This window comes from Saccharicrinis carchari, assembly GCF_900182605.1.
In the GTDB taxonomy this organism is placed as follows: domain Bacteria; phylum Bacteroidota; class Bacteroidia; order Bacteroidales; family Marinilabiliaceae; genus Saccharicrinis; species Saccharicrinis carchari.
The window spans coordinates 134050-160822 of the sequence record NZ_FXTB01000009.1 but is presented as its reverse complement, the minus strand read 5'-3'; the positions used below and the strand labels follow the sequence as shown (position 1 = coordinate 160822).

Here is a 26773-nt window from a genome sequence, read left to right as displayed (position 1 = left end):
CTTTATTTTTTAACCTCCAAATATTAATCGCAAGTTTTTTTTAAGCAGACAAGCAAGATAACACTTAAAAGCTAAACGACCAAATGGTTAGCCTAAGAAAAAAATATTAACCCACCCGAATTGAGCGACGAGACATTAGGGATTAGACATTAGGGATTAGAGGTTGGAAGTTAGAAGTTGGAAGTAAGAAGTTGGAAGTTAGAAGTTAGAATTTAGGGGATTAGAGGTTGGAGCTTTGACTTTTGCAAATATGAATACACCCGACAGCGTAAGGTAGGGTTAGCAGACCGGAACCTCATTGCGTTAGGGATTGCAGCGGAAATCCTTTTTGTGTGGTACGAGCAAAAAGATTATAGCGGAAAGCCCGACCCGACAGCACAAACCGCAATTTTAAAAGAAATATTGCACGGAGGGGAACGCCCAGCGAATAAATATCATCTGCAGCAATTGTTTGCAGGTAGTGCATGCCAACAAAAAAAGGATCCCATTGGAATCCTTTTAAAAATTTAATCAAGCAAAATGCTTATAATTTATGTCTTTTCTCGCATGAAACACTAAGTTTTTTGCGTCCTTTGGCTCTTCGTGCGGCTAATACCTTGCGTCCGTTTGCGCTGGCCATGCGTGCTCTGAAGCCGTGCTTATTTCTTCTTTTTCTGTTTGAAGGTTGAAATGTCCTTTTCATGATTCTATATTTTTATATCTTTCGTCAGTTCGTTATTTTTAATTTTGGTGTGCAAAAATACATCTTTATTTTCTTCTTCCAAAAAAACAATCGTTTTATTTATAGTTTTATTTGGAAGTTGCCCAATAGCTAAGCACTTGTTAGCGGGTAAGATGAATCAATTTTTTTGTGTCGAAAAACGCTTCCTTGTAGTAATCGCTCAGCTTAACGACCGAAGTTTTATTTTTAAATGGTTTTATTTCCTCTTCAAAATCACCTCCTTTTAGATATAATATTCCATTTGGTACGGCATTTTTATTTTTACTACTAACTAAATGCCGGGTTAAAGTAACAAACTTAGGAAACGCGGTAACCGCCCTGCTAACTACAAAATCATATTTATTTGTGTGTTTTTCGGAGCGAACTTGTTCTGCTGTTACATTTTTTAGTCCTAACTCGGTGATTATGGTTTGAACCACTTTAATTTTTTTGCCTATTGAATCAATAAGATGAAACCGGCACTGTGGGTAATATATAGCCAAGGGGATTCCGGGGAAGCCCCCCCCCGTTCCAACATCTACAACCGTAGTTCCTTGAACAAACTTTACGTATTGGGCGATAGCCAAACTATGCAGTACATGACGAACATTTAATTCGTCGATATCTTTACGCGACACCACATTGATTTTCTCGTTCCACTGAGGGTATAACTTTTCCACTTGATCAAACAATGCCAACTGCTTTTCAGTGAGCTCCGGAAAATACTTTTGAATCACATTTATCATTACATATCGATTCGCAGCGCGTTAAACACTTAACCTAATTTTACGTCGGAATTTTTCAGGGTATTAAACAAGAGTTCACGTGCACGGAACAATTGTGCTTTAACTGTTCCCAGCGGCAAGTCCAACTCCTGGGCAATTTCTTCGTAGGAAAACTCATTAAAGTACCGCAGCTCAATAAGTGTACGATATCTGGGTTTTAATTTCTTAACCACAGTACGCATCAAAACTGCTTTTTGCTGTTTTATCAAGCCTTCTTCCGGATCCGGCGCCTCATCCTTGAGGTGAATGGGCTGGTCGTTTTCTTTTTCCTCGTTCATATGTGTTCCGTCAATAGAAACGATGTTATTGCGTTTTTTTCGCAAATAATCGATGCAATTGTTGGAGGCTATCTTAAATAACCATGTGCTAAAAGCATAATTAGGGGAATACTGATGAATGTTTTTAAAGGCTTTTCCGAAAGCTTCGATAGTCAGATCTTCGGCATCACTTTTATTATTGACCATTTTCAACAACATAAAGTAAATGGCATCACGGTATCTTCCCATCAATTCGGCATATGCCTTTTGATCGCCTTCTACAGCCAACAGAACGAGCGTATAATCGTGCTTCGCCTTCTCCGATAAATTAGGGTTTATGTCCATTTAATATTTTTTGCTTGTCTTTTTATTCCCAAAAGCAACATTCCTGTTACAAAGGGTAAGGTTAAATCTAATAAAAAACCGCCTATAAGCAAATCTCCATGTCCGAAATGCTTTGCCAACCGCCGTTGCGTCAGAAATTGTATGGCTAGTTTAGTTATTATCACTCCAATAAAAATCAGGGCAAAATTAGAAAAAAATACAGAGAATAAGGCGATGCCCCAAAATAATTGTCGCGCTATGGCTTCTAGGCCTAATAAAAACTTAATGCCCGACTTATAAAAAGGCGATGTGGTTAAATGTCTTCTTTTTTGATGTTTCCACTCCGTAAAATTTTTTACCGATTCAGAAAAAGTAAAACTTTGCGGATCGCATACAATAGCCACATTATGCCTGGTAGCCGTATCGCGTACAAACAGGTCGTCATCGCCCGAGAGCATATGCTGGTGCTTTCGGAAGCCTCCGTTTTTTAGGAATAGCGATTTCTTATACGCTATATTTCTACCTACACCCATGTAGGGCACTCCACGTAGGGCAAAGGATAAGTATTGCACTGCTATTTGAAAAGTATCATAGCGTTGCCATAAATTAATAAACCCTTTTTCTTTTTTGTGTGCGCCGACACCCAACACCAGCTCTTTACCATCGGAAAAACCCTGTGCCATTGTTTTCAGCCAGTATTTGCCGGCCGGCTCACAATCGGCATCCGTAAATAACAGATGCTCATGCTTGGCTGCTCGAACGCCAATAGTTAGGGCCAGCTTTTTCCCGTGCCTGAACTTTTCGTCGTAGGGAATATGGGTAGAATAAAGATGGTTGTATTTCGTTTTAAGCCGTGTAAGCACCTCCGCCGAATCGTCAACTGAAGCATCGTTTACCACAACCACCTCAAAGGATGCCGGATAATCTTGCTGCAACACTGCAGGAAGGTTCCTGAGCAGATTTTGCGATTCGTTTCGTGCACAAATAATAATAGAAAAGGGTGGATAAGCAAAGTCCTTAGCCGGGGTATTTGTTGTTTTTTTGATGTATCCGCCTAAGCGAGTATAAAAAAACAAATAATAAAATAATTGTATCAGAAGCAGAACCAATAAGCTTATCAACGCATACAACCAAAGGCCATTCTGGGGTATAAAGGATAATATTTTCACGCGCCAAATATCTGCATTTTTTAAGAATCAAACAAGTGTGCTAAAAAACCGAGCTATTTAAAATACAATTAACGTTTAGCGCTGTCGCTTGCCTGTTACCGGCAAGAGTTTTACCCTGTAAAAAACGCCATAAGCTCTGATCTTTATTTCTATTATCAACAAATTAAGAATAGTTCAGGATAATATTGAGGCGAAGTACAGCACGAATATTTATATTTGCGGCTCAAAAATTTGCGCAAATGGAATTTGAATTACAGATAACGGATCCTCAAAGCAGGGCGAGAACCGGTAAAATAACTACCGATCATGGTGTTATAGAAACGCCTATTTTTATGCCTGTTGGTACAGTGGGCAGTGTAAAAGGTGTGCATTTTAATGATTTAAGAAACGATATTGAGGCGCAAATAATATTAGGCAACACTTACCATTTATATCTTCGCCCGGGATTAGATATCATTGAAAAAGCGGGCGGCTTACACAAATTTAACGGGTGGGATCGCCCTATACTGACCGACAGTGGAGGATACCAGGTGTTTTCGTTGAGCGCCAACCGTAAGATAAAAGAAGATGGTGCTGTTTTCAGATCGCACATTGACGGTAGCAAGCACTTGTTTACGCCAGAAAACGTTGTGGATACGCAACGCATAATTGGTGCTGATATTATGATGGCTTTTGACGAATGTGCCCCCGGTGATGCGCCTCACGATTATGCAAAAAAATCGATGGAATTAACCCACCGATGGTTACAACGTGGTATTACACAATTTGACAGCACCCGGGCGAAATATGGGTACAGTCAAACTTTTTTTCCGATAGTACAAGGGGCAGGGTTCAAGGATCTACGAACACAATCGGCAGAGTACATCGCCTCTTTTGGCCGCGAGGGAAACGCTATTGGGGGGCTTTCGGTAGGCGAACCCGCCGAAGTGATGTACGAAATGACAGAAGTGGTAACCGGCATTTTACCCAAAGACAAACCGCGGTATTTAATGGGCGTAGGAACTCCGGTTAACATTTTAGAATCCATTGCCTTAGGAGTAGATATGTTTGACTGTGTGATGCCCACACGCAACGGTCGGAATGGGATGCTTTTTACATCGCGAGGTATAATGAACATGAAAAACCAGAAATGGAAAGACGATTTTTCGCCCGTAGATCCGGAGGGGACTTCTTTTGTGGATCACCATTATACCAAAGCTTATCTCCGTCATCTTTTTGTATCCAAGGAGCTGCTGGCCGCACAAATAGGAAGCTTGCACAATCTGGCCTTTTATTTGTGGTTAGTAAAGGAGGCTCGCAGCCACATCCAAGCCGGCGATTTTATCCCATGGAAAAACCAAATGGTAAAACAACTGTCGGTACGTTTATAACAAGGCATGCAAGTTAGCTTGTTTTTTGGGTACGTTATAAGCTTTTATTACAATAATCAACATGAGCTGAAGCGCACATCCTTATGTCCGTATTTTTTTGTTCATTTGTAAACCATTAACTTACATTGCTTTTTATGAGAGGCGTTCTACAAAAACTCGATAGATATATTATCCGTAAATTTTTGGGCACCTATTTTTTTGCCATACTGCTTATCATAAGTATAGCGGTAGTTTTTGATATCACCGAAAAGATTGATAACTTTTTGGAGAAAGAAGCCCCGTTGAATGCTATTGTTTTTGATTACTACTTTAATTTTATCCCTTATTTTGCCAACCTGTTCACCCCTCTTTTTGTTTTTATAGCGGTCATATTTTTCACCTCAAAAATGGCCGGCGACACCGAAATAATTGCTATCCTATCGGGTGGGGTAAGCTTTAAACGATTGATGTTTCCTTATTTTATTAGCGCCTTAATTGTGGCTACCTTTTCGTTTTACCTGGGTGCGTACGTTATACCTCCTTCCAACAAAACCAGGCTCGAATTTGAATCGGTATATGTTAAAAATAAAAAGGACACAGGGCTGAATGACATTCATTTACAATTGGAGCCGGGTCTCTTTGTTTATATGGGTCAATTTTACAGCTATCGTAACAAAGGGAAGTATTTTTCGGCCGAACGATTTGAAGATAAAGAAATGACCTCTAAACTTTCGGCACAGGAAATTATTTATCAGGAAGATGCAGGCACCTGGCTTCTGACTAATTATATAAAACGCGATTTTATCGATAAAATGCATATTGAAATATCTGAGGGAGATTCCCTGGAAATGGCTTTTAATATGACGCCGGCAGATTTTAAATCGGAACACCGATGGTACGAAACCATGACCAATACCGAGTTGAGCGAATACATAGAAGCACAAACAAAAAAGGGAGTAGGCTCGATAAAACCATATATAATTGAATATTATAAGCGCTGGGCCAATCCTTTTTCAGCTTTTATTCTTACCTTGATAGGCGTTTCTCTGGCATCGCGCAAAGTTAGGGGTGGAATAGGTTTACATATTGGCATTGGATTGGGACTTAGCTTTGGTTACATTTTATTTATGACCATATCTACCACCTTTGCAATAAACGGAAATATGAACCCTATATTTGCAGTATGGCTGCCCAATCTTGTATTTGCACTTATAGGTGTTTACCTTTACATCAAAGCACCAAAATAACCTAAAAACCTAAACTACAATTGAAATAATAGCAGCTATATCGTAAGATTACCATGAATTGATTTTTACGTTTGCCTGAGTAACAAAAAATTTTTGTAATTATGCACCTTGAAATTGTGAACAGGTTAGTATTTTTTAAACACTGATTTACATTAGGTTAATTAAAATTGTTTAACTATGTCATTGAAAAAACACATCCTTGATCTTCGTAAGAGAAAGGAAAAGATTGAAATGGGGGGTGGCGAAAAAGCCATTGAAAAGCAAACGGCTATGGGCAAAATGACTGCCCGTGAGCGTATTCTCGCCATTCTTGATCAAGATTCTTTTACTGAGTACGATCTTTTTGTTGAGCACGAGGCCAAAGACTTCGGGATGGACAAAAAGCAGCTTCATGGTGATGGTGTGATTATTGGAACGGGTACCGTATACGGCGCCCCTATCTGTATCTTTGCACAGGATTTTACCGTAGCCGGTGGTTCCCTGGGGCTAATGCATGCCCGTAAAATTACTAAAATCATGGACCATGCGCTAAAAATGCGCGTTCCTTTAATTGGTATTAACGATTCGGGTGGTGCTCGGATACAAGAGGGAGTTAACTCCCTGGCTGGATATGGCGAAATTTTTTACCGCAATACCATTGCCTCGGGAGTAATTCCGCAAATTTCAGTTATTCTGGGACCTTGTGCCGGTGGTGCGGTTTATTCTCCGGCATTAACTGATTTTGTGTTTGTGGTAGATAACATTTCTAAGATGTTTATTACAGGACCAGGCGTTATCAAATCAGTATTGGGCGAAGAGATTTCGATGGAAGAGCTCGGTGGTGCACGCGTACATGCCGAAACAACCGGTAATGCGCACTTTTTTGCCGAAAGCGAGAAAGAATGTTTCGAACAGATAAAAAAGCTGATTACTTTTATCCCGTGGAACAACAGCACCAAAGCCAAGGAATTTCCGCCCAAGGAACCTGTTTTTAAAGGTAATTTAGAAGATATTATACCTTCCGATCCGCGTAATCCCTACGATGTTAGAGATGTGATAAGAGGCATAGTTGACGAAGGTGACTTTTTTGAGATTCAAGAGCTTTTTGCCGCTAACATTGTTATTGGCTTTGGCCGACTAAAAGGACAAACCATTGGTTTTGTAGCCAACCAGCCATTGGTACTGGCAGGTGTATTGGATTGTGATAGCTCCGATAAAGCAGCCCGTTTTATCCGCTATTGCGATTCGTTTAACATCCCAATTGTTACCCTGGAAGACATGCCCGGATATCTGCCCGGTGTGGATCAGGAACATGCCGGTGTTATACGCCATGGTGCCAAAGTGCTTTATGCATACTCAGAGGCTACTGTGCCTAAGGTAACCGTTATTTTGCGTAAGGCTTACGGCGGTGGTTACATTGCCATGAACTCGCGCCATCTGGGAGCCGACTTTATGTTTGCCTGGCCTACTGCCGAGATTGCTGTTATGGGACCCGAAGGGGCGGCCAACATCATCTTTAAAAAGGAGATTGAAGAAGCCGAAGACCCCAATAAAATGCGTGCAATCAAAGTTAAAGAATACAAGGAAAAGTTTGCCAACCCCTATGTGGCCGCAGCCAAGGGTTATATCGACTCGGTAATTGAACCCAATGATACGCGCAACATATTACTGCACGCTATAGAGGTATCTAAAGGTAAGGAAGTGCACCATCCTAAGAAAAAACACGGTATTCCTCCATTTTAAATCGACTTATAATGAGCAAAAAAGACGAATTGGTCGGTTTTCAAGTGCTGAGCATGATTTACAAAACCAAGACCACAAAAAAATACCTGAACAGGAAGCCTTGGCAAGCTCCGGATTTCTGCGAGATAAAATCGTATATACCCGGAACAATTGTGAAAATAAACGTTAAGGTGGGTGATAAGGTAAAAGAAGGTGAATCGCTACTGGTGCTGGAAGCCATGAAAATGCTAAACCAAATAGCTATGCCTTTTGATGGTAAGATAAAAGAAATTTGCGTTAGCGAAGGTGATAAAGTTCCTAAGAACCATTTGATGATTGTTATCGAAGAATAGGTATAAAAAAGCCCCCCTCGTTCCCCCCGAATGGGGGGAGGCTTAAAAACCGCTCATTGAGCGGTTCGGGGATGACGGAGTAATTATATTTGAAGCAAAACTTTGCATATATCTGTAAATCAAAGATCGTCGATGCTGCTTCTGCATCGCTATCCGATTTCTTCATACCAAACAAAGCAGCCCGGATAATCCTTTTCGGGTTTATTTTTAAACAGCCCAAATACGGCTGCTCCACTACCTGTCATAGAAGCATACAGCGCCCCTGTTGCATACATTTTATCTTTAATGGCTTTTATTCCCGGATGATTGGGAAATACCGATTCCTCAAAATCATTTTTTATTACCCCTTTCCATTGGTCGGGAGGCAAGTTCAATTGCGCTGTAAAAGGTACAGCAAGAGGTTTGGGCCGGATGCCCTTGTAGGCCTCGGGCGTAGACACATGTATATCGGGCTTGACCAATAATAAATAATATCCTTTTAAATTAATATTACATGGACTTAAAATATCGCCTATACCCGTGGCCATTTGTGGGATGTTATGGATAAAAAAGGCACAATCGGCACCCAGGCTGGCAGCATAAGCCATCAGTTTATCTGTAGCGATACCCAACTTAAACATATCGTTTAATCCTTTTAAAGTAAATGCCGCATCTGCCGACCCTCCGCCCAAACCCGCTCCAAAAGGTATCACCTTATGCAGATGCATTTTTACGGGTGGGATAGCGTAATCCTGCTTTAACAAATTCAAAGCTTTTACGCAGAGGTTGTCCGCGGCCTTGCCATCCAGCGCTATCCCGCTGCTGCTCCATTGAAGTGGAGCCTCACTTTCCGTATTTTCAAGTATCTCCAGGGCATCGCACAGGCGTGTAGGATAAAATAAGGTTTCGATATTATGATAGCCATCCGGTCGTTTTTCGGTAACGTACAGGCCAATATTTATTTTTGCGTTAGGAAAATAAATCATGTTTGTGGTATTGAGAATGGATGTGCTAAGATAAATATTTTAATCCAGCTAAAAATGAAAAGGGATGGCCGCCAGCATAAGCACGGTGCCTGCAGGACATCCTGCAAAGCTAAGTATTGCATTTTCGTAGGCAATAAAAATTAATAAACCATTGAACAGATTGCTATATAACACAAAAGGCGCGCTAACAGTTGTTTAACTATCAACGCACCTTTTGCATAGTATAAAATTATATCTTAAAACGTTATAGCTTTAGGGTTTGGACCATACTGATTATCTCCGGGCACACTATCAGTAACCATCAGTACCAATAACCAAATACCGCCGATTATAGGGATAAGAGAAATTAAAATCATCCAACCACTTTTACCAATATCGTGTAAGCGTCGCACCCCAACAGCTACACTCGGAATTATAACCGCTAAGCCATATAGTAGGTAGACTGGTCCATAGGGTATTACACCAAAAGTTATTCCCAGGATATTGTCCACAACTATTGCCACAATGGCAAAAATAATGTTGAACAGCACGAACATCCAGTACTCTTTTCGTCGTGCACGGCCACTAAAGTCGGCGTAATTTTTTAATACAGTTAAATACCAATTCATATTACATTAATTATAAAAATCCTACTCGTAAAGCTTTTCGGTTCCGCCCTGTTTTTTATAGTGGTTTCCAGCCTCCACATTTTATATATTTTAAGTCTTCCAATCCATTTATTTAGCTCTGTATAGCGCATTTAACAAACCCGTTGATTTTTAGAGAAAGCACCGGTAGCTGACTCGATTATAATGATACGACAACAATAAGTTACAAGTTACAAATGTCTTTTCAATCCTTTTATTTTGTCCATTAACACAATGCAGTTATTGATAAAACAATTTCATATGATTCATTGGTTAGTGGCGACGCAATTTATTCGTTGAAATCCATTAGTTCACAAATTACATGATTTTAAAAGCTCCTTTACTAAAACATTAAAAGGTTCCGGCTTGTAAGGGTTATCATTGTAATGTTTTTTTATAAATAACAATGCATTCGAAATAAGAACCTATTACACATTTAGCGAAAACTAATTGACTGGTATACTTGACGACTAATTTTAGTTGATTAACTTTGTATCCCGTTTGCAAAAAATAGTAGGATATTATGGCAGAAAAAAGAACTTACCCCAATAAAAAAACATCACCTAAAGTAGATTTAGAAGTAGGTAAAATGCCGCCTCAGGCCTTGGAAATAGAAGAGGCGGTATTGGGTGCGCTGATGTTAGAAAAGGATGCTTTTACTGCTGTAGGCGAGATACTGAAACCCGAGTGTTTTTACAAGGATACGCACCAAAAAATATATTCAGCCATCCAAACCCTCAACGCCAAGGATCGCCCCGTTGACATGCTCACGGTAACTGAAGAGCTGCGCAGCATGAGCATGTTGGAGGAGGTGGGTGGTGCCTTTTTTATCACCCAACTAACGGGCAGAATTGCTTCGGCGGCGAACATTGAATATCATGCCCGCATCATCTGGCAAAAATACTTGCAGCGCGAGGTAATTCGCATCAGCTCGGAGCTTCAGACCAAAGCCTATGATGATGCCATAGACGTGGACGACCTGCTGGACGAATCGGAAAGCTCCTTTTTTAAGCTGAGCCAGGGTAACATGAAAAAGGGGGTTACCCAAATTAATCCTGTCATCGATGAAGCCATCGAGATGATTAAGATAGCCTCGCAACGCGAAGACGGGATGAGTGGGGTACCTTCCGGCTTCCATGAGCTGGACAGGATAACCTCAGGTTGGCAAAAAACGGATATGATAGTTATCGCGGCGCGTCCCGCTATGGGAAAAACAGCCTTTGTTTTAAGCATGGCACGTAACATGGCACTGGACTTTAACCAGGCCGTGGCAGTATTTTCGTTGGAGATGGGCAACGTGCAGCTGGTAAACCGATTGATCGTTTCAGAAACGGAACTACCTGCCGAAAAGATAAAAAAAGGCAACCTGGCCAGCTACGAGTGGGAACAACTCGACCATAAAATACAAAACCTTATTGATGCTCCCATTTATGTGGACGACTCTCCCGGTCTTTCCATATTTGAGTTGAGAGCCAAAGCCCGCAGGCTAAAAAAAGAACATGACATACAAGTGATTATTATCGACTACCTTCAGCTGATGAATGCCAATGGCATGAATGCCGGTTCGAGACAGGAAGAAGTAAGTATGATATCGCGCTCACTAAAGGGGCTGGCCAAGGAACTGAACATACCTATCATTGCCCTTTCGCAGCTCAACCGGGGTGTAGAGGGACGTGCCGGAGCGGAGGGGAAACGCCCCCAGCTTTCCGACCTTAGGGAGTCCGGAGCCATTGAGCAGGATGCCGATATGGTGTGCTTTATACATCGTCCGGAATACTATCGTATTACGGAGGATGAGCAGGGCAACTCATTGATAGGCATGGGCGAAATCATCGTGGCCAAACACCGTAACGGGGCTACAGGAGATGTTAGGTTGCGCTTTAGGGGTGAGCTGGCCCGTTTCGAGAACCCAGACACAGGTGTGTTCGGGAGTGATTTGGGCGTTGATGCCGGTGGCCAGTCGGTAACCTACGGTTCTAAAATGAACGAACCTACCGGAAATGATGGCTTTAGCGGAGTACCGGGTGGCTACAGTTCAGATATTTCCGAATTTCCGCAAAATCCTGCCGATAGAGACATGCCGTTTTAATCCCATAGTAGTCTTTGTTATTCATTTCTGAATAATGTCTTATCTTACAGCGATAGGTACAAAAATGCCGTCGTGGCAAGTGTTATTTAATTGTAATGGACAGCACATTTTATGCAGATATTATTTTGCCGGTTCCTTTGCCGCGCCTTTTCACCTACCAAATTCCGGAAGAGTGGACAAGCGCAATAGTACCCGGTATGCGCGTAGTGGTGCCCTTTGGAAATAAAAAATACTATTCGGGTGTGGTTTATTCCCTGCACGATCAAAAGCCCGAAGCATACGAGACCAAAGAGATTATCTCGATACTGGACAAACAACCTGTAGTAAACGAAGTGCAACTGAATTTTTGGCGCTGGATAGCCGATTATTACATGTGCACCTTGGGTGAAGTATATAAAGCGGCCTTGCCATCGGGATTAAAGTTAGAAAGCCAAACCAAAGTACATTATAATGCAGATTGGCTTTCCGGGGCGAAGCTCAATGCCAAAGAAACCATCGTATTGGATTACCTGGCCGAAAAAAAAACAGCCAGCATACAGGATTTAAATAACATAACGGAAATGAAAAACTCACTTCCTGTTATAAAGTCCTTACTCGACAAACAAGCCGTATTTGTTAGCGAACGCCTGAAAGACAGCTACAAACCAAAGACTAAAAAGGTGCTGCAACTGGCCCCTGAATACAGCCATGAGCAAAAATTGCAGAATGCCTTTACAGAATTGAGCCGAGCCAAAAAACAGCTGAATGCGCTCATGGTTTTTTTTACTATGATAGGTGGCGCGCATAAAAACAACTATGCCAAAACCATCGATAAAAATGAATTAAAGAAAAAAAGCGGTGCCTCTACAACTGTGCTCAACGAGTTAATAAGTAAAGGTTTGTTTATAGAGATAGAAACTACCATATCCCGATTGGATACTGATGCAACGTCAACCAAAGGCATGCACAACCTTAACCCTATACAGCAAAAAGCCAGGCAGCAAATCCAGCAGCAGTTTGCTCTTAAAGATGCGGTACTGCTGCACGGTGTAACATCGAGCGGAAAAACCGAAATATACATCCAGCTTATCCAGGAGCAAATAAAACAAGGAAAACAGGTGCTTTACCTCTTGCCTGAAATTGCCTTGACTACGCAAATTACCTCGCGCCTGAAACTGGTATTTGGCAATCAGATAGGTATTTATCACTCTAAGTACAGCGATGCAGAACGGGTAGAAGTGTGGAACGACATACTAAACAAGGAAAACTACAAGGTGGTAATAGGCGTTCGCTCGTCGATATTTTTGCCTTTCGACAACCTGGGGCTGATAATAATAGATGAAGAGCATGAAAATACCTATAAGCAATTTGACCCTGCACCGCGATACCATGCCCGCGATGCCGCCCTGGTACTGGCTCATATGCACAAGGCCAAAGTATTGCTGGGAACAGCCACGCCATCCATAGAAACCTATCGCAATACACAAGTAGGCAAGTATGGTTTAGTAGAACTATTTGAACGTTTTGAAGGTATAAAAATGCCGCGGATACAAACCGTTAATGTAAGAGAAGAAAAACGTAAAAAAAAGATGAGTTCGGATTTTTCGCCTTTACTGGTGGAAGAGGTGGGTAGAGCCTTGGAAAATGGCGAACAAGCTATCTTGTTTCAGAACCGAAGGGGTTTTTCGCCTTACTTAGAGTGTGCCCAATGTTCGTGGGTGCCCAAGTGCAAATACTGCGATGTGAGCCTCACCTACCATAAACACATCAACCAACTGGTTTGCCATTATTGCGGCCATTCAAACTACTTGCCGCGTACCTGTAGTGCTTGCGAATCTCCTGCCTTGCACACCAAAGGTTTTGGCACCGAGAAAATTGAGGAGGACATCCGCATCATTTTCCCCGAAGCCAAGGTGGTACGTATGGATTTGGATACATCACGTACACGAAAATCACACGAAAATATCATACGCAGTTTCGAGCGTAGCGAAGTAGATATATTGATTGGTACCCAAATGATATCTAAGGGGCTCGACTTTGACAAGGTGAGCGTAGTGGGAATACTCAATGCAGATAGCATGCTCAACTACCCCGACTTCAGGGCTTTTGAACGTAGTTTCCAGATGATGGCACAGGTAGGTGGCAGAGCAGGCCGTAAGAACAAACAGGGAACCGTGATTATACAAACCGCCAACCCGGATAACCCGGTTATTTTAGATGTGGTAAACAACAACTTTAAAAATCATTACCAAAATGAATTGGCCGAACGCGAAACATATAAGTATCCGCCTTTTTACCGTTTAATATACCTCACCATAAAACACAAAAATGCCAATATAGCTAACCAGGCCGCCGATTATTTTGGCCAGTATTTACGCGGAATATTTAACGAAAGGGTGGTTGGACCGCAGGCACCACCCATCAGTAAAATACAAAACTGGCATATACGTAAGGTGATGCTAAAATTAGAAAGCGGGGTTTCACTGCCCAAAATAAAAACCATGCTCCGCAGCGCCATAGATACCGTAGTATCGCACCCCGGTTTTAAAGCGGTAGTGATTCAGGCCGATGTAGATCCGATGTAAAAGTTTCGGATCATCTCCTCCAGCCCTTCCGGCTGGAGGAGATGTACAAGCTCAGATGTTTTTTAATTGGTCTTAAGTCGGATTTCGTTTTTTTTAAACAAATCACCTATCAATAGATTATTAAAATAATCACTTGCTATTTTATTATCTGCTTGCTGTAGCAGTCTCTTCCTGCTGTTGCCATATGGCATACTCCTCAGGCGAGCCACAGGTACAAATAAGGTTTCTATCCCCAAAAGCATCATCCACCCTTGCCACACCAATCCAAAACTTATTTTCACGAATCCATTCCAAGGGGAAGGCTGCTTTTTCACGTCCATAAGCATGAGGCCATTCATCGGCCACCACTTTATAATCCGGATGAGGAGCATTTTTCAGCACGTTATCCAGTTTATCTGCTTTGCCCTCCTCTATCTCCTTTATTTCGGCATAAATGGTTTTCAGGGCTTCAACAAACCTATCCATTTCGTGCAGCGATTCGCTTTCGGTGGGCTCCACCATCAAAGTGCCGTGTACCGGGAAGGAAAGCGTTGGGGCATGATATCCAAAATCCATCAGCCGCTTGGCAATATCGAGCTCCGTGATACCTGTTTTCGCCTTAAAGTGGCGACACTCCAGAATCATTTCGTGTGCTACCCTGCCTTTTTCGCCCGTATAAAGGATACCATAATCATCTTTTAAGCGATGAGCCAGATAGTTGGCATTGAGAATAGCTACCTCAGTAGATTTGGTAAGTCCATCGCTACCCAACATTTTAATGTAGCCATAAGTGATGGGCAGTACACTGGCACTACCCCATGGAGCTGCGGCAACGGCCGGTATACCTTTACGTCCGTTGGGTACAACGGGATGCGAAGGCAAAAACGGAATTAAATGCCTGGCCACACCAATGGGACCCACACCAGGCCCACCCCCACCATGCGGAATAGCGAATGTTTTATGCAAATTAAGATGACACACATCGGCACCTATAAGCCCCGGGTTGGTAAGACCTACCTGTGCATTCATATTAGCGCCGTCCATATAAACCTGTCCACCGTTTTGGTGTATGATAGCACAAATTTCTACTACCGATGCCTCAAAAACGCCGTGTGTACTTGGATAGGTAATCATAAGGCAGGCAAGCGTATCTTTGTATTTCTCAGCTTTGGCACGGAGGTCATCAACGTCTATATTACCACGCTCGTCGCATTTTACCACTACTACCTGCATACCCGCCATCACTGCGCTGGCCGGATTCGTTCCGTGTGCCGAGGATGGAATGATAGCCACATTCCGTTGTTGCTCGCCGCGGCTATGGTGGTAGGCACGGATAACCATCAGTCCGGCATATTCTCCGGCCGCACCCGAGTTGGGCTGTAGGCTCACATCAGCAAAGCCTGTTATTTCAGCCAGATCGCGCTTAAGCTCGGCAAAAAGCAAATGGTAACCTGCAGCCTGATCCACCGGCACAAAAGGATGGATACCACCAAACTCTATCCAGCTCAGCGGCAACATCTCTGTGGCAGCATTCAGCTTCATGGTGCAGGATCCCAGCGAAATCATGGAATGTGTCAGCGAAATATCCCTGCGTTCCAACTTCTTGATGTAACGCAACATCTCTGTTTCGGAACGATACAGCCTGAACACCTCCTGTTGCATAAACTTACCAACCCGCAGATATGCCTTGTCGATGGTGCATGTAATTGGTAGTTCTTTTATTTCAGGTTCATTGGTGCATGCAGCACGGGCAAACACTTCAAGAATCCAGTTTACATCTTCCAGGTTAGTGGTTTCGTCAATACTTAAGGCCACCTCGTCGTTATCAAAATAACGGAAGTTCATCTCCAATTCCAACGAATACTGCTCTATAAGTTCTACGGAAGCATGGGGCGCCATAGAAAAACGGATGGTATCGAAAAAGTTATCATTTAGTTGTTTATAGCCCAATTTCTCAATTTCAGCGGCGAGTAGTGAGGCAATACCGTGAATTTGTTTGGCTATAGTGGTAATTCCCTCCGGGCCGTGGTATACGGCATAAAAACCTGCCATAGTGGCAAGCAATGCCTGAGCCGTACATATATTGGATGTGGCCTTTTCGCGTTTGATATGCTGCTCGCGGGTTTGCAAAGCCATGCGCAAGGCGCGTTTGCCATTGGCATCTTTGGTTATACCAATGATTCTGCCAGGCATATAGCGCTTGGCCGACTCACGGGCTGCAAAAAAAGCGGCATGCGGACCGCCATAACCCATAGGCACCCCAAAGCGTTGCGTAGAACCAAAAACAATATCGGCACCCCACTCACCCGGTGGGGTAAGCATGGAGAGGCTAAGCAAATCGGCTCCCACAGCTACTTGACACTCTTTTTCATGTGCTTTTTCAACTAAAGCACGGTAATCCTCCACCTTACCATCGGAGTTGGGGTATTGAATTATCACCCCAAAATGTTTGTCAGCCGGCTTATAATTTTGCCAGTTACCAAACTGCAATTCTATACCGAGCGGCCTGGCCCGAGTTTCCAATACGGCACGTGTCTGTGGCCATATCTTTTCATCTACAAAAACAATATTGGCTCCGTCTTTAGCCATTTGACGGGGTCTGCAATCGTACATCACCATCATGGCTTCGGCAGCAGCAGTGGCCTCGTCTAACAAGGAAGCGTTAGTAATTTCCATACCGGTAAGCTCAACCACTACCGTTTGAAAGTTAAGCAAGGCCTCCAGGCGCCCCTGGGATATTTCGGCCTGATAGGGCGTGTAAGAAGTGTACCAAACCGGGTTTTCCAATACGTTACGATGGATTACGGCCGGGGTTATTGTATCGTAATATCCCATCCCGATATAGGTATTATATACCTTGTTTTTTGCGGCTATATCTTTTATCTTCCTGAAATACTGCCGCTCGGTAATTCCACGAGCCAGACGTAATGGTTCTTTTAATCGGATATTGGATGGAACTGCCTCATTCATCAGGGCTTCCATCGATTCTGCTCCAATGGCATCTAACATTTGGTTAATCTCGTGCTTGCGCGGACCTATATGTCGTGCAACAAATTTATCTGTAGCCATATTCGTATATTTTATTACTCGTTAACGGGGTATAAAAAGCTTACACCTAAGTTTTGTAAGGTGGCTTTAAAGATAGTATAATGCCAAAATTATAAAAACACCGTGTGAGGCTTTTCAAGGTGATTTTTATCAGCATGTAAGCTTGCTTAAATTTCTATCGTTTTGTTTTAAATCGTACTTTTGCAGCGGGTAAAAAACCAACATATCACTTATTTTTTAGCATCATCATGTCGATAGTTTACAATCTCGGAATATTTTTATACAGCGCTTTGCTTTGGCTGCTGAGCCCGTTCAATCACAAAGCGAAAAAACTTCACCGGGGAAGAGCCGATACCATGCGTCGAATTTCTGAGCTCCACATTAAGCATTCTTCCATATGGATACACTGTGCATCGTTGGGCGAGTTTGAACAAGGCAGACCCATTATAGAAGCCATCAAAAGAAAAAAACCATCCCAAAAAATAGTACTCACCTTTTTTTCTCCGTCGGGGTACGAAGTGCAAAAGAACTATGCACTGGCCGACGAGGTGTTTTACTTACCCGCCGACAGACCCGCTAATGCCAAAAAACTTATACGTGCCATCAAGCCCAAGCAAGTTATTTTTGTTAAGTACGAGTTTTGGTTTCATTATTTAAACCAACTTCATCGCTCCGGAATTGACACCTATATTGTTTCTGCCATCTTTAGGCCACAACATGCTTTTTTTAGATGGTATGGCGGATGGTACAAAAAAATGCTGCGTTGCTTTACCAAATTGTATGTTCAGGACGAAGAATCTGCGCAACTACTTGCCAATATAGGCATCACAAACTGTCAAGTATCGGGCGACACCCGTTTTGACCGCGTATATCAAATTGCTCAAAATGCCAGGGAATACCCGCAACTGGCTCTTTTTGCCAAGGGACATAAAGTTATTGTAGGTGGCAGCACCTGGCCGACAGGAGAGAAACTATTATCTGCCTATTTAAAACACAATCCCGATTGCAAATTACTGCTGGCACCTCACGAAATTCATGAAGAACATATGGCACAGATTGAAACCGCGATGAAACCATTTGGATGCGCCCGCTACACGGCACTGCAAGACGTAGACCCAGAGCAGCTTAGAGTTTTGATTGTAGACACCATGGGCATGCTGTCATCGATGTACCGTTACGGAGATGTGGCGTATATTGGCGGTGGTTTTGGCAGCGGAATTCACAACACCCTGGAAGCTGCTACTTTCGGCCTGCCCGTTATTATAGGCCCCAATTACCAGAAATATCAGGAAGCATGCGACCTCATACAACTCGGTGGTGGATTTTGCATACACAACAGCTCCGAATTTAACCAAAGAGCCGACAATCTTTTAAAAAATACCGAACAATTAGCTACCGCATCTAGAGCCTCTGTTGATTATGTAAACAATATGCGTGGCGCCACACAGACAATAATAAAAGAACTAATCGGTTAGCGCTATGCAGCTCACCCTCCGGTCAGGTAAACAAAATATGCTGTACCGACTCCCCAAGGCAGCGGTTCGCAAAAAAAGTGTAGTATGTAGTTGTTGAAGCGTAAAAGCTGCCCTCAACAGTAGGCAGAGATATTTTATTACATTACATTTAAGAACTATTTACTTTAATCCCTTGGTAATGAAAAGCTCCTTCTTGTTAATTTCCACTCTTTTCATCACGCTTTTATCGTGTAAACAACCCAAACCGGTAATAATTGATTCCGGCGTTTCGCATACACTGGCACAGGAACGTTTCAAAGATATTTCGGAGCTTACCTACCACTTGAAACTCACTATAGCCGATAGCCTGCAAAACGATATATTAGGCAAGGCTACTATATCGTTGGTAAAAAAAAATAGCAAAACACCGCTAATACTGGATTTTGTGAGCACGCTTGATAAGGTAAGCGAGGTTTTGGTAAATAATAAAAAAGCATTTTTCAGCTTGGAGAATGAGCACCTAATCATCCCGTCCCGGTTCTTTACTCCCAATACCAATAAAGTTGAGATTAGTTTTATACTGGGAAACAGTGCACTCAACCGCAACCCGAATTATTTTTATTCGCTATTTGTTCCTGCACGTGCCCGCACAGCTATCCCTTGTTTTGACCAACCCGATCTAAAGGCTTCCGTTTCCTATACCATCAGCATGCCCAAAAGCCTAACTGCGGTAACCAATGGCCTCCCCTACTATTACGAAGATTTAGGCAGCAATCGAAAACGGGTTCGTTTTGAAAGTACCCAACCCATTAGCACCTACCTTTGGGCTTTTGCCGTGGGCGAATTTAAAAAGACAAGTGCAAAGCGGAACGGGCGCGAGATTTCTATTTATCATTTAGAACAGGATTCAGCAAAAGTGGCGACAAATATACCCGCTATTTTTGAGCAGGTTTTTCATTCCATTAAATGGATGGAGGATTATACCGGAGTTGATTTCCCTTTTGCCAAATACGATTTGCTTTGTATCCCATCCTTCCAGTTTGCAGGCATGGAGCATCCGGGTGCTATTTATTACAGGTCGGAGCTACTTTTTTTAAGCGATAAGCCCACGCAAAAACAACTACTGCGCAGAGCGCAATTACTGGCACACGAAACAGCTCACATATGGTTTGGCGATTTGGTAACGATGAAATGGTTTGGTGGCGTATGGCAAAAGGAAGTGTTCGCTAATTTTATGGCCGATAAGATTGTGGAAGAGCAGTTTCCTGAGTTAAACCATAAACTCACCTTTTTGTCTAACCATTTCCCTGCGTCCTATGCAGTAGATCGCACAATTGGAGCCAATCCCATCCAGCAAAACCTCGATAACCTGAACGATGCCGGTTCTATGTACGGGAATATAATCTATCATAAAGCACCTATCATGATGAACCAATTGGAGAATCTGTCGGGTGCCGCAACATTGCGCAAAGGTTTAGGCATGTATTTGAAAAAATATGCCTACGCAAATGCCACTTGGGCCGACCTTATAGATATTTTAAATGATTTATCGGAATACGATTTAGCGCTATGGAGCAACACCTGGGTAAACGAAGCAGGCAGACCCCTTATTGAATATGGTTTCGAAAAAGACCATATGGTAGTACATCAACAACCCGAATACCTTGATTCGAGCAAGGTTTGGGCACAACAAATCAATTTTGCCTATATCTCCGGTGCCAAACGGATTACAGAAGAGGTAGAAATCCTATCTGCAAAAACAAGCTTACATCAGATTAACAAAAAACCCGATTTTATTTTACCTACAATCGACGAATCGGGATACGGTTTGTTTTTGATGGACGATGCATCCCTTAAATATGCCATTAACAAGCTGTATCTGCTGCCGGATGAATTGATGCGAGCAGCTCTACTCGTGCAGCTATACGAAAATTTCTTGTACGCCAAAATTCATCCGTCTACCTATTTAGATATGTTACAAGTCCTTGTTTTAAACGAGGATAATGAGCAGGTACTGGCATTGGCATGTGGGCAGTTAACTCAGGTTTTTTGGCGTTTTACCACTGCCCGGTTGCGCATGCACCACAGTAAAACACTCGAAGACGCCTTACTAAGCCGCATAAGAAAGGAAGAATCGCCGGGAACGAAAAAAATGCTTTTTGAAATCTGGTCCAATGTAGTTACATCCGCTCCAGGTATTAAAAAACTACACCAAATAATAACCGAAGGTAAAGTAGAGGAAGTCTCCTTGTCGGAATCGGATTTGAGCGATGCAGTATTCAATCTGGCACTCAAGGATCCAACCTTGAACAGCAGTTTCCTTATTTCCTTTGCCGACACTTTAAAGGATACTGAGTTACGGGATAAAATCTACTTTATGAGTCGGGTATTTTCGCAGGATCAAGCAGCTAAGGACAGTTTTGTAGCCGACCTTGGCAAAATAGAAAACAGGCGCAAAGAAAATTGGGTACTGACAGCCATCGCTTACCTGCACCATCCCTTTCTACAAGAGCAATCGATGAAATATTTGCCCCAAGCATTGGCTTTATCTGAATCAATTAAAGAAACCGGTGATATATTTTTTCCTATCGGCTGGCTCAATAATTCACTTAGAGGCTATGGCTCCTTAGAATCTATGAAAATAATAGAACACTTTTTAAAGAAGCACCCAAATTATCCGGATGATTTGCGCCTTAAATTATTACAATCGGCCGATATGGTGAAACGAAGCAGCACTGTAAAAAACAAATATTTAAAATAATGCATCTGTTTTTCCCTAAATGATTCATGCATTAATTCATTGCCAATAATTGTTTAGTTATTTTTAAAATTAGTTAAACATTATTTCTTTTTCCGTGTTTATTACATATGGAGAAAGAAACAGTAAATTCAGCAACCGACATATTGAGTGCCTATATGAAATATGTGCTCGAAAATGGAACTCGCCCCAAAAGCATATATCTATTTGCCCGGCACTTAGGTATAAATGAAACACAATTCTACAATCAATTTGCATCGTTCGATAAGATTGAGAAGTCCATTTTTAAGGCTTTTTTTGATAATACCATATCATTGTTGGAAGAAGACAGTGCGTTCCATTCGTTTGATGCACAAAACAAATTAATCAGTTTTTATTTTACTTTTTTCGAAGTTTTAAAGGCCAACCGCAGTTATGTGGTTCTTACGCTCGAAAAGGAAAAAAATAAATTGATGTTCCATCCTGCACTAATTGAACTAAAAAAAGCATTTATCGAGTTTGTGGGTCAACTTGATATACATACCATGCGTTTTAAAGAAGCAAAAATGGAAAAAGCAAAAAATCAGGGGTTGACCAATATTTTTTGGGCGCAACTCCTTTTTACGCTTCGCTTTTGGCTCGATGATGACTCTACCGGATTTAGTACGACCGATATTTTTATAGAAAAATCCATGAAAACAGGTATGGCATTTCTGGATGCATCTACCCTTGAAAGTGTGATTGATCTGGGAAAGTTCCTTTTCAAAGAAAAAATAATGACCAAATAATGGAAACAATAGATCGTATTCCCACATCCAAAATACAACGAGCCTCCAAAATAATTCAAACGGGTGCAAAAGTAGGTGTTAATTACCTCAAATATTATGGTACCAAGCTTTCAGCAGCGGAAGGAGAAGCACGGGAGAAACTAAACAAGGCCAATGCAAGTGATATTTACGATGGACTAAAAAACCTGAAAGGCAGTGCACTTAAAGTAGCACAAATGCTAAGTATGGAGAAAAACATATTGCCCAAGGCCTATATCGATAAATTTTCGTTGTCGCAATTTTCTGTACCTCCGCTATCGCCTGCATTGGTGATTAAAACTTTTAAGACCTATTTTGGTAAGCCACCCAGCCAAATTTTCGATTCATTTAATTCAACATCCATAGCAGCGGCAAGCATTGGGCAGGTGCATTTAGCCGAAAAAGACGGTAAAAAGCTGGCCGTGAAGATTCAATACCCCGGTGTTTCGGAGAGTATAAGCAGCGATTTGACCATGATTAAGCCTTTGGCAATAAAAATGTTTAACATACAAGGGAAAGGCTCGGATATTTATTTTAAAGAAGTGGAAGATAAATTGCTGGACGAAACGAACTATATTTTAGAGGTGCGCGAAAGTATTGAAATGGCCAGAGCATGCAACAAAATAGAAAATATACAGTTCCCTGATTATTACGAAGCACTTTCAACTGACCGTATCATAACCATGGATTGGATGGAAGGGCAGCACCTGTCAGAGTTTGCACTCAAAAATAAAGATAAAGCCATCGCTAATAAATTGGGGCAGGCTTTATGGGATTTTTACATGTTCCAGATTCATCACCTTAAAAAATTTCATGCCGACCCCCATCCCGGAAATTTTTTAGTGTCGCAAAACAATAAGTTAACCGTGTTGGATTTTGGTTGTATAAAAAATATTCCCGATGAGTTTTATATACCCTATTTTGAACTTGCACGCAGAGAGAATCTGGAAGATAAAGACAAGTTTACAACCAACCTGTATCAATTAGAGATTTTACGGGCTGATGATAGTCCTCAGGAAATTGAGTTTTTTGTAGCCATGTTTCACGATTTGCTTTCGCTCTTCACAGAGCCATTCCAAAATGAAACCTTTGACTTCTCGAACCACACTTTTTTTGAAAAACTGAGTGACTTAGGCGAACAGTACTCCCAAAATACCCAACTGCGAAATATGAACGGCAACCGTGGATCGCGGCATTTTATCTATGTTAACCGTACATTTTTTGGCTTGTACAATTTAATGCACCAGCTACAAGCAGATAACATTAACATATATAATTACATGCCAAGGATTGTGCGATAAGCTATCTCTTATTTAAAATATTACACTAATTATCTGTTAAAAATAATATCATATTTTTAATTGCCCGTTGGCACACCGGACAAAAAGCGGTGGCTTCATTCGATTTCATGCGGCAATCGTACCAAGGCCGGTAAATACCTTTGGACACATAACCGCCTCCTTCAAATACGCCTACTTCCTTAAAATATTTTTCTTGGGCCGGGGTGGGTACCGGAATGGATTTAGCCAACATATCCTTCCATTTGCTGTCAAAATCTTTTAGCGTAGTAAGGTTGGGTTGCCAGGGCTCTATGGCCAGGTTAAAAAAATCACTGTAACTTACATCCGAAGTGTAGTACTCATCCCCCAACCCGGCAAATGCATGCCCAAACTCATGTATAAAAACCGGTAAGGAACGTGGGTTGTCGATGGAGGTGAGCGAAAAATGATTGTATATTCCTCCACCTCCATACTTATCGGTGTTGGCAATAACATAAATTTGGTCGTAAGGAACCAATGCTGCATAATCGCGTATTAAAAAATTATGGGTGCTGGTTAGGTACCTGTCGGAGTTTAGGGTGTTGAAACTCGATTTTAAGGCGGTGTGTTTCCAAATACCTTTTCTGGGATCACTTACGCCGGATTCTTCCGAAATAGCATCCACTGCCCAAATGTTAAACTTTCTTTTATAAGTAGCGAAGGGCTCCTGGCTAAACATATAGTCGCTCATGCGCCTTACATCCTCATGGAATTTAACCATTTCTTCTTGCGTATATCCATCTCCAATTATCACAATATCAACACACTCATCTTTTGTGCCATTATCAATAATTTTGTGTGTTTTTGTATTTTTTATCGACGATTGCACAATACCATACTCCATTGGATTTACATCCATCTCTACGAGCGTATAAAATTCACCACCTTTATTTCTACGTTCAAACAATACACGTACTTCGTTTTTAGGAAAGGGAATGGTAAGCGTTTGAAAAAAGCCCCTTTCCATTTCATAGGCCTCATCAGTGGTTTGCCACTCCTCAAACAGCGTGCAAAAACCGCGGGTGTAAATTCTTTTGTTGCTGACAGGATCCGTAACCGTAACTTTAAACTCACCATAATTAAACGGGTCTATTGTTTTATGCACGGTCCCCCCATAATAAGATTCCTTTTTCAACTCGAATACAGCAGCACGTGTTTCTGTAGCATTACCGCTTAACAAAAGATCAAAACGCAGACTACCTTCGCTAAAGAAGGATGCATATTGCGAAAAACACAGAAGGGGTATGCAAGTAGAAAAGAGTAATATAGATGCAAAGCGTTTCATGATAGATAAATTAACTTGTACATTTGTAAAAATAACAATGTACAATATATTACATCTAAAAAAAACTGTTCAATGTCAGAAATCATCAATGAAACTAAAATCGATTCTAATTTTATCGATAAATGGATAAACGAAATGCTCCTTAACCTGGGTTTCAGCGAAAATATAATCCTGTTTTTAAAAATATCAACGCTCACTGTACTTGCTTTTGTTATAGCGCGAATTGCTCATCATGTTGCCAAAAAAATTCTTGTTCGTACTGCGGAACGTGCTGTTAAACGTACAAAATCAAAGTACGACGATTACATTGTTAATCGAAAACTACTTTCCCGGACATCCTACCTGATTCCGGCCATGGTTATCAAGCCGTTTATTGACTGGATATTTAAGGATATGGAGGATTTGAACCTATTTTTACACAATTTGGTCTCCGTATATTTTATTGTTATTATTCTTTTAATGATCGACTCAACACTCAAGGTTGTTCAGGATATATATGCAACAAAACCTTATGCCAAGGAGCGCCCAATAAAAGGCTATTTGCAAGGTGCTAATCTTGTATTCATTTTAATAGGTATTTTAACTTCTATATCCATTCTCTCTAATGTAGAACTCCTTGCTGTATTCACGGGCTTGGGTGCCATAGCGGCTGTATTACTTTTGGTTTTTAAAGACACTATTTTGGGTTTTGTGGCTAGTATTCAGCTGTCGGTAAACGATATGGTAAGACTGGGCGATTGGGTGTCCATGCCATCGCACAATGCGGATGGCGACGTGATTGAGATGACCTTGAATACCGTAAAAATTCAAAACTTTGATAAAACTATTTCTACTGTACCCACCTATGCGCTCATCAGTGAAAGCTTTATTAACTGGCGGGGCATGAAGGAGTCCGGTGGAAGGCGCATAAAACGTTCGATCAGTATCGACATGAAATCCGTGCATTTTTGTACCCCGGAGATGATTGATAAATTTAAGAAAGTAAGGTTTTTACGGAGCTATATTGATGAGAAATTGGAAGAGCTAAAGGAGTACAACCAGCAATTTGATATTGACGAATCGTCCCTTATCAATGGGCGCAGACTGACTAATTTAGGCGTGTTTAGAAAATATATGGAAAGCTATCTGAAACATCATCCCCATATTAGTAAGGATATGACTTTCCTGATCAGACATTTGCAACCCAACGAAAAAGGAATACCTATCGAAATATATGTATTTAGCGACGACACGCGATGGGCTATTTACGAGGGAATACAAGCCGATATTTTTGACCATATATTGGCGGTGTTGCCAGAGTTTGGGTTAAAAGTATTTCAGTTTCCTACGGAACTCTCCACCGATGCAGGTCACCTGGAGAGTTGAAAATCAGCATTCTGAGGTTTTTCAAAAAAAATTATTGTCATAACTTTTATAAACATGATAAAAACTATTGGTTATCATTGAACAGTTGGCTATTTTTATAGCAAATTGTTAGTTATTTCGCAATTATTTTAACAAATCACAACCATACTGCTTATATATCATGGATAAATCACCAATTGATAGTTTAGATAAAAAAATTTTATCACTTATTACTAAAAATGCACGGATACCGTTTTTGGAAGTAGCACGCGAATGCAATGTTTCCGGAGCTGCCATACATCAACGTATTCAACGGCTTATTAACTTAGAGGTGATAAAAGGATCAGAGTTCATCATCAATCCGGGCAAAATAGGCTACCACACCTGCGCTTTTATGGGTATTTTTTTAAAAAAGGCCAGTTTGTTTAATAAGGTAGTTGAGATGCTGGAGGAAATACCTCAGATTGTAGAGTGCCATTATACAACGGGCCAGTATGCCATATTCATTAAGATTTATGCCCGTAACAACGAACACCTTAAAAGCATGTTGCACGACAATCTGCAATCTATCACCGGTATCTCTTCAACAGAAACAATAATTTCGTTAGAAGAAACTTTTAAAAGGCAATTGCCCATTGAATAAATTTTACACCCCCTTATAAAAAACTCCGA

The 26773-nt window shown here is 41.5% G+C and carries 20 protein-coding genes; 12 read left to right on the top strand and 8 right to left on the bottom strand.

The genetic code is table 11. The features are described 5' to 3' along the window. Positions 1-523: 523 nt before the first annotated feature. From rpmH to FN809_RS14840, 4 genes are all read right to left on the bottom strand, one after another. Entirely contained in the window at positions 524-682 is a 159-nt protein-coding gene (gene rpmH, locus FN809_RS14855; RefSeq protein ID WP_142534324.1) for a 50S ribosomal protein L34, read from the bottom strand. A gap of 140 nt (positions 683-822) precedes the next feature. Continuing rightward, the gene (gene rsmG, locus FN809_RS14850) at positions 823-1446 is read right to left on the bottom strand and encodes a 16S rRNA (guanine(527)-N(7))-methyltransferase RsmG (RefSeq protein ID WP_246095611.1); all 624 of its coding nucleotides are present in this window, start codon (positions 1444-1446) and stop codon (positions 823-825) included. 29 nt (positions 1447-1475) lie between these two features. Next, positions 1476-2087 (bottom strand): RNA polymerase sigma factor, encoded by a 612-nt coding sequence (locus FN809_RS14845; RefSeq protein ID WP_142534323.1) that lies wholly within the window; start codon positions 2085-2087, stop codon positions 1476-1478. After that, complete coding sequence (locus FN809_RS14840; protein WP_185957575.1) at positions 2078-3235, bottom strand: glycosyltransferase; 1158 nt, start codon at positions 3233-3235, stop codon at positions 2078-2080. The genes FN809_RS14845 and FN809_RS14840 overlap by 10 nt, the downstream gene beginning before the upstream one ends. Positions 3236-3474: 239 nt before the next feature. On the opposite strand from FN809_RS14840, the gene tgt reads away from it, so the two are divergent. From tgt to FN809_RS14820, 4 genes are all read left to right on the top strand, one after another. Then, the gene (gene tgt, locus FN809_RS14835) at positions 3475-4605 is read left to right on the top strand and encodes a tRNA guanosine(34) transglycosylase Tgt (RefSeq protein WP_142534321.1); all 1131 of its coding nucleotides are present in this window, start codon (positions 3475-3477) and stop codon (positions 4603-4605) included. A 134-nt stretch (positions 4606-4739) separates the two neighbouring features. Further along, positions 4740-5831, top strand: coding sequence for an LptF/LptG family permease (locus FN809_RS14830; RefSeq protein ID WP_142534320.1), 1092 nt, complete (start codon positions 4740-4742; stop codon positions 5829-5831). A gap of 177 nt (positions 5832-6008) precedes the next feature. Beyond that, positions 6009-7553, top strand: coding sequence for an acyl-CoA carboxylase subunit beta (locus FN809_RS14825; RefSeq protein ID WP_142534319.1), 1545 nt, complete (start codon positions 6009-6011; stop codon positions 7551-7553). A gap of 11 nt (positions 7554-7564) precedes the next feature. After that, positions 7565-7885: an acetyl-CoA carboxylase biotin carboxyl carrier protein subunit gene (locus tag FN809_RS14820; protein ID WP_142534318.1), complete on the top strand. Its 321-nt coding sequence runs from the start codon at positions 7565-7567 to the stop codon at positions 7883-7885. A 149-nt stretch (positions 7886-8034) separates the two neighbouring features. On the opposite strand, the gene ispE is transcribed toward FN809_RS14820, so the two are convergent. Further along, positions 8035-8850 carry a 4-(cytidine 5'-diphospho)-2-C-methyl-D-erythritol kinase gene (gene ispE, locus FN809_RS14815; protein WP_142534317.1) on the bottom strand — a complete coding sequence of 272 codons (816 nt, stop codon included), beginning with the start codon at positions 8848-8850 and terminating at the stop codon, positions 8035-8037. Positions 8851-9086: 236 nt separating this feature from the next. Continuing rightward, positions 9087-9458, bottom strand: a complete 372-nt coding sequence (locus tag FN809_RS14810; protein ID WP_142534316.1) for a DUF805 domain-containing protein — start codon at positions 9456-9458, stop codon at positions 9087-9089. Positions 9459-9999: 541 nt separating this feature from the next. Here FN809_RS14810 and dnaB point away from each other — a divergent pair. Together dnaB and priA are read left to right on the top strand one after the other, a co-directional pair. Further along, a complete protein-coding gene (gene dnaB, locus FN809_RS14805) occupies positions 10000-11565 on the top strand; it encodes a replicative DNA helicase (protein WP_142534315.1) in 1566 nt (521 codons plus the stop codon). Positions 11566-11660: 95 nt separating this feature from the next. After that, positions 11661-14129, top strand: coding sequence for a replication restart helicase PriA (gene priA, locus FN809_RS14800; RefSeq protein ID WP_142534314.1), 2469 nt, complete (start codon positions 11661-11663; stop codon positions 14127-14129). 144 nt (positions 14130-14273) lie between these two features. Here priA and gcvP read toward each other — a convergent pair whose 3' ends face one another. After that, positions 14274-17177, bottom strand: a complete 2904-nt coding sequence (gcvP, locus tag FN809_RS14795) for an aminomethyl-transferring glycine dehydrogenase (RefSeq protein WP_142534313.1) — start codon at positions 17175-17177, stop codon at positions 14274-14276. Between the two features lie 227 nt (positions 17178-17404). On the opposite strand from gcvP, the gene FN809_RS14790 reads away from it, so the two are divergent. The 4 genes from FN809_RS14790 to FN809_RS14775 all read left to right on the top strand — a co-directional run bounded on the left by FN809_RS14790 (position 17405) and on the right by FN809_RS14775 (position 23454). Beyond that, positions 17405-18631 (top strand): 3-deoxy-D-manno-octulosonic acid transferase, encoded by a 1227-nt coding sequence (locus FN809_RS14790; protein ID WP_142534312.1) that lies wholly within the window; start codon positions 17405-17407, stop codon positions 18629-18631. A gap of 178 nt (positions 18632-18809) precedes the next feature. Then, complete coding sequence (locus FN809_RS14785) at positions 18810-21371, top strand: M1 family metallopeptidase (protein WP_142534311.1); 2562 nt, start codon at positions 18810-18812, stop codon at positions 21369-21371. 107 nt (positions 21372-21478) lie between these two features. Further along, positions 21479-22135, top strand: a complete 657-nt coding sequence (locus FN809_RS14780) for a TetR/AcrR family transcriptional regulator (protein WP_142534310.1) — start codon at positions 21479-21481, stop codon at positions 22133-22135. After that, entirely contained in the window at positions 22135-23454 is a 1320-nt protein-coding gene (locus FN809_RS14775) for an ABC1 kinase family protein (RefSeq protein ID WP_142534309.1), read from the top strand. Before FN809_RS14780 ends, FN809_RS14775 begins: the two co-directional genes overlap by 1 nt. A 25-nt stretch (positions 23455-23479) precedes the next feature. Here the strand turns inward: FN809_RS14775 and FN809_RS14770 are convergent, their stop codons facing one another. Further along, complete coding sequence (locus FN809_RS14770; RefSeq protein ID WP_142534308.1) at positions 23480-24757, bottom strand: M64 family metallopeptidase; 1278 nt, start codon at positions 24755-24757, stop codon at positions 23480-23482. 72 nt (positions 24758-24829) lie between these two features. On the opposite strand from FN809_RS14770, the gene FN809_RS14765 reads away from it, so the two are divergent. Both FN809_RS14765 and FN809_RS14760 read left to right on the top strand, forming a co-directional pair. Then, positions 24830-26122 (top strand): mechanosensitive ion channel family protein, encoded by a 1293-nt coding sequence (locus FN809_RS14765; protein WP_185957574.1) that lies wholly within the window; start codon positions 24830-24832, stop codon positions 26120-26122. 160 nt (positions 26123-26282) lie between these two features. Beyond that, positions 26283-26744, top strand: a complete 462-nt coding sequence (locus FN809_RS14760; RefSeq protein WP_142534307.1) for an Lrp/AsnC ligand binding domain-containing protein — start codon at positions 26283-26285, stop codon at positions 26742-26744. Positions 26745-26773 lie beyond the last annotated feature (29 nt).

Coding starts and splice junctions, on each gene's coding strand:
- rpmH (WP_142534324.1), bottom strand. CDS start 682: ATGAAAAGGACATTTCAACCTTCAAACAGAAAAAGAAGAAATAAGCAC.
- rsmG (WP_246095611.1), bottom strand. CDS start 1,446: ATGATAAATGTGATTCAAAAGTATTTTCCGGAGCTCACTGAAAAGCAG.
- FN809_RS14845 (WP_142534323.1), bottom strand. CDS start 2,087: ATGGACATAAACCCTAATTTATCGGAGAAGGCGAAGCACGATTATACG.
- tgt (WP_142534321.1), top strand. CDS start 3,475: ATGGAATTTGAATTACAGATAACGGATCCTCAAAGCAGGGCGAGAACC.
- FN809_RS14830 (WP_142534320.1), top strand. CDS start 4,740: ATGAGAGGCGTTCTACAAAAACTCGATAGATATATTATCCGTAAATTT.
- FN809_RS14825 (WP_142534319.1), top strand. CDS start 6,009: ATGTCATTGAAAAAACACATCCTTGATCTTCGTAAGAGAAAGGAAAAG.
- FN809_RS14820 (WP_142534318.1), top strand. CDS start 7,565: ATGAGCAAAAAAGACGAATTGGTCGGTTTTCAAGTGCTGAGCATGATT.
- ispE (WP_142534317.1), bottom strand. CDS start 8,850: ATGATTTATTTTCCTAACGCAAAAATAAATATTGGCCTGTACGTTACC.
- FN809_RS14810 (WP_142534316.1), bottom strand. CDS start 9,458: ATGAATTGGTATTTAACTGTATTAAAAAATTACGCCGACTTTAGTGGC.
- dnaB (WP_142534315.1), top strand. CDS start 10,000: ATGGCAGAAAAAAGAACTTACCCCAATAAAAAAACATCACCTAAAGTA.
- priA (WP_142534314.1), top strand. CDS start 11,661: ATGGACAGCACATTTTATGCAGATATTATTTTGCCGGTTCCTTTGCCG.
- gcvP (WP_142534313.1), bottom strand. CDS start 17,177: ATGGCTACAGATAAATTTGTTGCACGACATATAGGTCCGCGCAAGCAC.
- FN809_RS14790 (WP_142534312.1), top strand. CDS start 17,405: ATGTCGATAGTTTACAATCTCGGAATATTTTTATACAGCGCTTTGCTT.
- FN809_RS14785 (WP_142534311.1), top strand. CDS start 18,810: ATGAAAAGCTCCTTCTTGTTAATTTCCACTCTTTTCATCACGCTTTTA.
- FN809_RS14780 (WP_142534310.1), top strand. CDS start 21,479: ATGGAGAAAGAAACAGTAAATTCAGCAACCGACATATTGAGTGCCTAT.
- FN809_RS14775 (WP_142534309.1), top strand. CDS start 22,135: ATGGAAACAATAGATCGTATTCCCACATCCAAAATACAACGAGCCTCC.
- FN809_RS14770 (WP_142534308.1), bottom strand. CDS start 24,757: ATGAAACGCTTTGCATCTATATTACTCTTTTCTACTTGCATACCCCTT.
- FN809_RS14765 (WP_185957574.1), top strand. CDS start 24,830: ATGTCAGAAATCATCAATGAAACTAAAATCGATTCTAATTTTATCGAT.
- FN809_RS14760 (WP_142534307.1), top strand. CDS start 26,283: ATGGATAAATCACCAATTGATAGTTTAGATAAAAAAATTTTATCACTT.